The organism is Candidatus Omnitrophota bacterium, assembly GCA_030650275.1.
Taxonomy (GTDB): Bacteria; Omnitrophota; Gorgyraeia; order Zapsychrales; family Fredricksoniimonadaceae; genus JACPXN01.
In genome coordinates, this window is sequence record JAUSEK010000017.1 from 24408 (window position 1) to 31741 (window position 7334).

At 50.4% G+C, this 7334-nt stretch carries 11 protein-coding genes; 2 read left to right on the forward strand and 9 right to left on the reverse strand.

Annotated elements, in window-relative coordinates; all coding sequences use genetic code 11:
• Nucleotides 1–76 precede the first annotated feature (76 nt).
• Together Q7K71_04840 and Q7K71_04845 are read right to left on the reverse strand one after the other, a co-directional pair.
• Complete coding sequence (locus Q7K71_04840; GenBank protein ID MDO8675425.1) at nucleotides 77–310, reverse strand: DUF2283 domain-containing protein; 234 nt, start codon at nucleotides 308–310, stop codon at nucleotides 77–79.
• Nucleotides 307–591: a hypothetical protein gene (locus Q7K71_04845; GenBank protein MDO8675426.1), complete on the reverse strand. Its 285-nt coding sequence runs from the start codon at nucleotides 589–591 to the stop codon at nucleotides 307–309. Before Q7K71_04845 ends, Q7K71_04840 begins: the two co-directional genes overlap by 4 nt.
• Before the next feature lie 208 nt (nucleotides 592–799).
• Between Q7K71_04845 and Q7K71_04850 the strand changes: the two genes are divergently transcribed.
• The gene (locus Q7K71_04850) at nucleotides 800–1006 is read left to right on the forward strand and encodes a hypothetical protein (GenBank protein MDO8675427.1); all 207 of its coding nucleotides are present in this window, start codon (nucleotides 800–802) and stop codon (nucleotides 1004–1006) included.
• Nucleotides 1007–1205: 199 nt separating this feature from the next.
• Here the strand turns inward: Q7K71_04850 and Q7K71_04855 are convergent, their stop codons facing one another.
• From Q7K71_04855 to Q7K71_04880, 6 genes are all read right to left on the reverse strand, one after another.
• Nucleotides 1206–1517 (reverse strand): type II toxin-antitoxin system PemK/MazF family toxin, encoded by a 312-nt coding sequence (locus Q7K71_04855; protein MDO8675428.1) that lies wholly within the window; start codon nucleotides 1515–1517, stop codon nucleotides 1206–1208.
• Entirely contained in the window at nucleotides 1514–1747 is a 234-nt protein-coding gene (locus tag Q7K71_04860; protein MDO8675429.1) for a ribbon-helix-helix domain-containing protein, read from the reverse strand. Before Q7K71_04860 ends, Q7K71_04855 begins: the two co-directional genes overlap by 4 nt.
• Nucleotides 1748–1813: 66 nt before the next feature.
• Nucleotides 1814–2389 carry a transposase gene (locus Q7K71_04865; GenBank protein MDO8675430.1) on the reverse strand — a complete coding sequence of 192 codons (576 nt, stop codon included), beginning with the start codon at nucleotides 2387–2389 and terminating at the stop codon, nucleotides 1814–1816.
• Nucleotides 2390–2820: 431 nt separating this feature from the next.
• Nucleotides 2821–3138, reverse strand: coding sequence for a hypothetical protein (locus Q7K71_04870; GenBank protein MDO8675431.1), 318 nt, complete (start codon nucleotides 3136–3138; stop codon nucleotides 2821–2823).
• A gap of 3 nt (nucleotides 3139–3141) precedes the next feature.
• The gene (locus Q7K71_04875; protein ID MDO8675432.1) at nucleotides 3142–3273 is read right to left on the reverse strand and encodes a hypothetical protein; all 132 of its coding nucleotides are present in this window, start codon (nucleotides 3271–3273) and stop codon (nucleotides 3142–3144) included.
• 576 nt (nucleotides 3274–3849) lie between these two features.
• On the reverse strand, nucleotides 3850–4122 hold the full coding sequence (locus Q7K71_04880) for a hypothetical protein (protein ID MDO8675433.1): 273 nt from the start codon (nucleotides 4120–4122) through the stop codon (nucleotides 3850–3852).
• 442 nt (nucleotides 4123–4564) lie between these two features.
• Here Q7K71_04880 and Q7K71_04885 point away from each other — a divergent pair, with 442 nt between their 5' ends.
• Nucleotides 4565–4759, forward strand: coding sequence for a hypothetical protein (locus Q7K71_04885; protein MDO8675434.1), 195 nt, complete (start codon nucleotides 4565–4567; stop codon nucleotides 4757–4759).
• A 125-nt stretch (nucleotides 4760–4884) separates the two neighbouring features.
• Here the strand turns inward: Q7K71_04885 and Q7K71_04890 are convergent.
• Nucleotides 4885–7334: hypothetical protein (locus Q7K71_04890; GenBank protein ID MDO8675435.1), on the reverse strand; the 2450-nt coding region annotated here is incomplete at its 5' end.

The following is a 7334-nucleotide window of genomic DNA, read 5'->3' on the forward strand; positions in this document are numbered from 1 at the left end:
TTTGCTACGTACGGGCGTATGGCCATACGCCCCTACAAGGACCGGGGAAATCCTTGCACTGCCAATCTGCTGTGATCTACCTTCTCATACCAGACATGGCCGGTTGAAACAAACGACGGTAAACAGGCCTCAAAACACGGGAGGCATTCAAGATCTCAATGCCAAGCATCTGGCCATGCTCATCTATTTCAATATTAATGCCCGGCGCCATCTCTACAAACTCCTCTTCCGCTCCTTTGCCCGTTAAAATATACAAAGCATCCGCCTTGACGTCATACCTGACCAACGGCTTTTTCCCTGTTGTTTTCATAACAGCCTCCATCTGCCGGACCTGACCCTTGCCAGTTTCTGGGCCGGTTTGATCGGATGGATCGTGATCAACTCCACCCGGTCGTCAATCTCGTCAAAACCTAACATGTATTCTTTTATTTTACCTTTTAACATGACCGTAGCAATCGCAATCTGATGTTTCGTTATTGTATCATAATAACGTTCCGAGGGTTTTTCAAGGATCGTCAGCGGCAGATGTTTTGGGACCGACCGTAATTTCATGCGCAATTTCAAATGATCGGTATAAATGATCTTCATCATTGAACTGCATTAATTGCGGGGATGGGTCTGACCTGCGCAAGGATCGGGGAAACCCTTGATGAATCTGCAATCATGATAACAAATGATTTGACAATGTCAAGAAATTATTTGATAATAAATCAAATGTTAACACCTCCGTCACAGTGCCGCAACATCCGGGAGTGCCCCGCTCCTTTCGCCGACGGAACCAAGCGAAAGGAGTTTTACTGTGCGTGTAATCACCATTAAAGAAGAAACCCAGGAATTCATCGCCAAATATCTTGGGGATCTAAGTAAGGCGATCTTAGCAGTTGGATTTGCCAGTTATTTCTTTGAAAAGCTGCCCGTAACCCTGCGCGTCGGGTTTATTGTTGCTGCCGTTGCGATCTTCGTATTAAGTGCTATAATTATAGAAAATAAAGGAGGCCGTAAATGATCGCTCTCGCTGGAGTTCTTGCAATTCTTCTATTTGTGGTGGGCTGGCTTTATCTTGACCACCGCACGCGCAAGCAGATGCGCCATACGCATAAATAAACGCCATCCGTTTACACAAAAAACCCGTCCCGCTTAAAACGCGGGACGGGTTTTTATTTTGCGCGAAATAATTCAGGTAAATAATAGGGCGCTGTCCCTTATTATGCATCCAGGGCAAAGCGGACGGCTTTTGAGATCTGGATCATTTTTTCCGTGGATAAAACTGTGATCAACGCGCCAAGTTTTGATCTGGCCACTGTCTGCAAATGATCGCAATTGACCGCGCAATCCTTGGAAACCCCGTCTTCCCCGGTGAGAACAACTTCAGAAGGGATGTCACGAATGGTGGCTGTAACCGGTGCGACAGTCACTTCCGCTAAATATTCAATGACGGAATTTCTGCTCAAAATAACAACCGGCCGTTTTTTATCCGGAGCATGGAATTTATACCAACGGACTTCACCGCGTTTCACGCGTCCCCCCATGCGTGTTCATCTTCAAAAATATCAAATTCGCCTTTTTTTACCGGATGCCGCAGGTATCCGTTTTTATGCTTTTCTTCAAGTTCCAGCACCTGGTGTTTCTTGAGCGCCTCTTTCAAGGCCTCCCTGGCAAAAGCAGAACGTGACGTGCGCAATTTATGCGCCAGGTCATCCACCCGCTTGACCAGCTTTTCATCCATTGTCATTTGAACGGTCACCATAGCCCCTCCTGGATAGCTATATTCATATGTATAACTATAGCTAGTATAACATGAAACTGACGCATGTCAACCCTTGGTCGGGTTTTCGGTGTCATCGGCCCATTGCGAGGGGTTGGTTTCAACGTATTGGCGGATACGGTTGAGGTCGACGTCATTGCGGATAACATGATCGTAAAATCGAGGTTGCCAAGCGAAGGTTTTTAACCCCGTTCGATGAATGGTTTTGGCGACAATGGATTTATATGAACGCATAATGACGGACAATGAACCCGATTTCAAATGATAAAATGTTTTGGATAATTGTATATTCGTGTTTGTGTTTGTAGAGACGCAGCAATGCTGCGTCTCTACGGATTTCATGGATTTCACATCACGAATGATAATAATCCCGTGCATATGATTGGGCATGACCACGTATTCATCAACACCAACATACGGGAAATGTTTGGGAATGTCCTGCCAACATTGGTCCGCCGTTTTGCCCAATTCATTCAATCGCATCTTTCCACCGATGACATTACCGAACACGCATTGACGGTCCTTGACGCACACGGTCACGAAATATCCGCCAACGGACGCGTAATCCCATTGTTTCAACCGTGCGGATCGGACACGGTATTTGTTCTGAAATTTCTCCCCCATCTCCCCATCCCTTTGGTAGAGACGCAAAATTTTGCGTCTCTACGGATTCGATGGATCCCATCTACCGCTTTTCCAGCGCTTCGGGCCTAGTGACATGATGGGGCATGCCCGTCACCACCAATCTGGATCGTCGCGGCATAACGAAATCTCTTATTTTAATCTCTGGGGAATTTAATAAAAAACAACTGGTAAACCCGGGGAAGATTTACGTGATATACGATAAATTATTACATACTACGAAGATTGTCAATGTTTTTAATGAACGTATCGCAACAAAAAGAAATAGGGCGCTGTCCCCTATTATTAGAACTCTCCCAAAACTGCGCTATTAACGAAAGGGGCAACAAAAGTCCCTGATGAAGTAAAGGTATGGATGGTATTGCCGCCGCTGTGGGTGATCGTCCCACCCGTGCCGTTGTCGACAGCAGGTGTTATATAGCTGATGATGACAATACCGGAACCACCGTTCCCGCCGGACTTACTCGCTGTAGTTGATGCCCCTCCTCCTCCTCCTCCTCCGGTATTTTCGGTTCCAGCTGTTCCAACAGCATCTGATCCTCCTGCTCCACCACCGCCGGAAGCTGACCCGCCTGTAGTAGTGCCACCACCACCTCCTCCTCCTGCATAAGTAACAGAAGAACCAGATATTGAATTTGCCGTTCCACTTCCACCATTCCCACCCGGGTTAGCACCACCAGCGCCGCCAGTGCCGCCCGATCCACCACCACCACCTCCAGCCGCTCCACCATTTTCTAACAAAGTGCTGTTACCTCCAGCATTTCCTTGACCGGCTGTGCCGGCTGAACCACTTGCTGAAAAGCCATAATTAATAAAGTCAGCTGTACCACCGCCACCACCTGAACCACCAACGCCGGAATTTCCATAATATTGTCCGCCCTTACCACCTCCAATGGCTGTCAAGGTGCTGAATACGGAGTTGGTACCAGCCGTGCAATTTTCTACGTTAGTGCCTGAACCACCGGTACCGCCGCTGCCAACGGTCACAGAATATGACTGGCCGGCTGTCACAGAAAATGACGTATTGGAGATGTAACCGCCGCCCCCGCCTCCACCACCGGCAGTGGGATTCCCCTGTCCATTACCACCACCGCCGCCACCAGCAACAACAAGGTATGAGACCTTAGACGCAAAAAAAGGTGCTGTGAATGTTCCAGATGATGTGAATGTGTGTATCGTATTGCCGCCGCTAGCGGTTTTTGTTCCGCCCGTGCCGTTGTCGACAGCAGGTGTTGTATAGCTGATGATGACAATACCTGAGCCGCCAGCACCTCCTGACGCAGCGTAACCGGAACCACCTCCACCACCACCGGTGTTCGCGGTACCGCTTACTCCGTTTCCACCGTCCCGGATCTTACCGGCACCGCCACCACCAGTTCCTCCTGTCCCTGCCGTACCGCCGGCAGTAGGATAGACGGTACCTCCTCCGCCACCAGCATATGTTACAGATGAACCGGAGATTGAAGAAGCCGAACCGTTGCCACCATTCCCACCCGTGGTATCTTGAGTCGCATTCTGGCCAACCGCGCCTGCGCCACCACCCCCACCACTGGCGGCGGCGGTAGGACCGCCGCCCGCATTTGAACCACCATTATTTCCTTGAGCGGGACTGGCGGTTTTAGTACCACCAGCCAGATTCCCAGCTCCTGGACCAGCCCCACCACCAGAACCACCATCACCACCGGTTCCTCCACCAGCATCACTGCCAGAGGCATTGGCTCCGCGTCCTCCACCTGTTGCCGTAACAGTAGAAAAAACACTATTATCTCCTGCTGTGGCACTTGACACACCAGCGGTTCCGGCTGTGCCCCCACCCCCGACCGTAATCGTGTATGCTTGTGCTGTGACAGCAAATCCTGACCCGGTAAGCATTCCTCCAGCACCGCCACCACCGACGTTCCCACCGCCACCACCAGCAACCACAAGGTATGAGACATCAAGCGCAAAAGCGGGAGCGGCAAGGAGCAGGCAAAAAATGGTCAATCCTAAAATTCTTTTAAGCATGGATCAGCTTCCACATAAATCTCTTGACATTGTTCTGGTTATTTGATAATTTATCAAATGTTGTATACCCCTATTTATTCTGTTCCCCCCGACAGACTGATCATAGTCCCCTCTTATTGCTCCAATTTCATTATTTACAAGGAGGGCGTTGCTATGACCGTCAGCAAAGATATGGTCGATGAATTTGTCGCCAAGATTTACTGCGACCTGGGCAAGAACGTTCTCACCGTCGGTTTTGCCAGCTACTTCTTCGAAAAATTGCCCTTGCCGATACGCATCGTCTTTGTTATAGTGGGCGTAGGTCTGCTGGTTTACAGTGTTTGGTTTTACAAAAAAGGAGGTAAATAATGGAAGCCGTGATAATAACCATCCTTTTTGCCATTGGCATGGGGATATGGTCTCATTTTGATTATAAGTGGCCGATCCATAAACACCCGCAAAAGCATTAAACATTTTTTATTTTCTACTTCTCCTTAGCTTCCATTCAGAACGACCGGAGCGCCCCAGAAATTCGTCCCGTCAAAATAGAAACCAAGGATATCGGTGGCTCCATTGGTGGTGGTGAGTGTCGGCGCGGTGCCGCCGGCCCATTTCACCGTGGCGGGCCACGTCAGCGTATCGGTCCCCGACCCCTGGACCACCTTGATGACGAAATTCGCCGTAAGCCCCGACGATGGCGCTGTCCATGTGACCGTATGCGCGGTGGTCCCGGTCAACGTGACCTTTTGCTTGTTCCCGTTTGTGGATGTGATGGTAAAAGCCCCGCCCTGGCTTCCAATGTCAAATTCCTTCTGCAAGCCGACATAGTTGGCAACCTCAAGAGTCGCTCTGGGAAGCGTCGTCCCGATGCCGACGTTACCTGCTGTTGGGTCAACCGTCATCCATGTTCGTGCAGAGCCAGTTTCAGTGCCCTCACCAGTACGGAAGTTGATTGCGCCGCCTGAAAATGTTTTGGCGTCTATAAACACATTCCCACCGCTATGTGTGAGAACCGTCAGACCACGCTGAACATCTGTCGTTAGTCCAGTGTCATCGCCTAAAACAAGAACTCCCGCATCTACAGAACTTTTGACGTGGAAAATTCCGGCAGGCACCGTCGTCCCGATGCCGACGTTGCCTGCGTCTGTTATTCTAAATTTTTCAGTAAGAGATGAATCGTTTACGGTATCAACAACAAAGGCAGCATTTGTGCTCCCCGACGTATGGTCAGTAAATACAGCTCCAATTCTTGCGCCTCCAAAATTAGTGCCGCCACTATCAGTCGACTGAAAAGAAAATACAGAAGCCGTATTGTTGGTTGTGTTGGTGTTCTTAAATCCAGCCATAGCCACAACGCTTCCAAGTGTGGTTTGGCTGTCGTCTACAACCACTTGGAAACGGTTGTTTGCTACCCACGTCCCTATGCCCACATTGCCCGTGGATACTACAAACTGCGCCTGCGGGGTGGTGGTGCCAATGCCGACGTTGCCATCAGATTTGATCACAAACGGCGAGGAGTCAGTGGCATCCTGGTCATCCACAAGGAACGCATCCGCGGCAGCGGCTTGAACGACATGCAAGCCGGCCGTGGGGGCGCTGGCAGGAGAAAGGGAGCCGATGCCGACGTTGCCAGAGGAGTTGATTCTCATGCGCTCTTTCCCGGCCGTAACGAAGGTCTGGCCTCCTGCGATTGGACGAATGTGATTGCCGCTTCCCTCATATGCATATATGCTGTCAAAGAACAACGAGGCGTCCGCTCCCAGGACGATATCACTGGTCGTTACGAGACTGGGAGTGCTCCCGGCCGTGGTTCCACTGATGGAGAGTTTCGCGCCGCCAAACAACGCGTTCGGCGCCGACGTCCCGATGCCGACGTTTCCGTCCGCCTTAATAATGAAAGGACTTGCATCCCCCGTCCCATTATCATTGACCCTGAATAAATCCTGATCGGTAGTGGAAGAAATGTCTAAAAAGGCGTTTGGCGCAAAGGTAGCGATGCCGACGTTGTTGTCCTTTACGGACAAAGTATCAAAATAACCACCACCGCCAGTTATGCTCTGCAAAGTTAGTCTGGCAGTCGGGTAATTACTGCCGTCAAATGCGCTGTAAATCCTTCCTGTCGGAAGGTCGCCGTCTGCTGCTGTAGTCGCCGATCTGAACACTATGCCGGTTCCAAATCCGCGGTTAGCCGTCAAGCCCTCATTGGTTAATTGCAAGGCATTAGCAGTAGCGCTAGCGGCGCTAGTCATAACTTCTAATTTTGCATCCGACAGCGCCGTCCCGATGCCGACGTTGGTGGCGTCATCAAATAAAATGGATGAGCCGCTGACCGTAGTACCGGTGGCCGCGTATTTCGCGACCTGGTTGATGGTGCCGCTGTTGACCGTTCCTGAACCCCCACCTAATGTACTAACAGCCATCCATGTGCCTACCCCAACGGAACTAGAGGTCAGGACGTATCCAGCCACAGCGTTTTGATTGAGCTTGAACCCCTGGGCCTCGGCGGTGCCGGCGACGTATAAAAGTTGCGGAGGAGCCGCGGTGCCGATGCCGACGTTGCCGGTTGTTGGAATAATATACATACGAGTGGCACCAGCAATACCGTCTCTAAATTGCAAAGATTCATCGCTACCGATAAAAAACTCATAATCTTGTGCGGCTGCATCAGTTTTTCGTAAAGAAAGAGACACATCTGACGTTCCAGAAATATCTAATACCCGCATAGCCCCGACAGAAGAAGTCGGCACCGTCGTGCCAATACCGACGTTGCCGCCCGCCTTAATAATGAAAGGACTTGTATCCCCCGTCCCATTATCATTGACCCTGAATAAATCCTGATTGGTAGTGGAAGAAATGTCTAAAAAGGCGTTTGGCGCAAAGGTAGCGATGCCGACGTTGCCGGTGGCTGTTATTCTCATTTTTTCTGCTCCAGTGCCCGCACTTG

Excerpts from the sequence above, each read along its gene's own strand:
- Q7K71_04875 (MDO8675432.1), bottom strand. The coding sequence starts at position 3,273 with ATGGAAATTCCGGCGTTGGTGGTTCAGGTGGTGGCGGTGGTACAGCTG.
- Q7K71_04870 (MDO8675431.1), bottom strand. The coding sequence starts at position 3,138 with ATGGTGGAGCGGCTGGAGGTGGTGGTGGTGGATCGGGCGGCACTGGCG.
- Q7K71_04845 (MDO8675426.1), bottom strand. The coding sequence starts at position 591 with ATGATGAAGATCATTTATACCGATCATTTGAAATTGCGCATGAAATTA.
- Q7K71_04840 (MDO8675425.1), bottom strand. The coding sequence starts at position 310 with ATGAAAACAACAGGGAAAAAGCCGTTGGTCAGGTATGACGTCAAGGCG.
- Q7K71_04860 (MDO8675429.1), bottom strand. The coding sequence starts at position 1,747 with ATGGTGACCGTTCAAATGACAATGGATGAAAAGCTGGTCAAGCGGGTG.
- Q7K71_04865 (MDO8675430.1), bottom strand. The coding sequence starts at position 2,389 with ATGGGGGAGAAATTTCAGAACAAATACCGTGTCCGATCCGCACGGTTG.
- Q7K71_04885 (MDO8675434.1), top strand. The coding sequence starts at position 4,565 with ATGACCGTCAGCAAAGATATGGTCGATGAATTTGTCGCCAAGATTTAC.
- Q7K71_04880 (MDO8675433.1), bottom strand. The coding sequence starts at position 4,122 with ATGCCTCTGGCAGTGATGCTGGTGGAGGAACCGGTGGTGATGGTGGTT.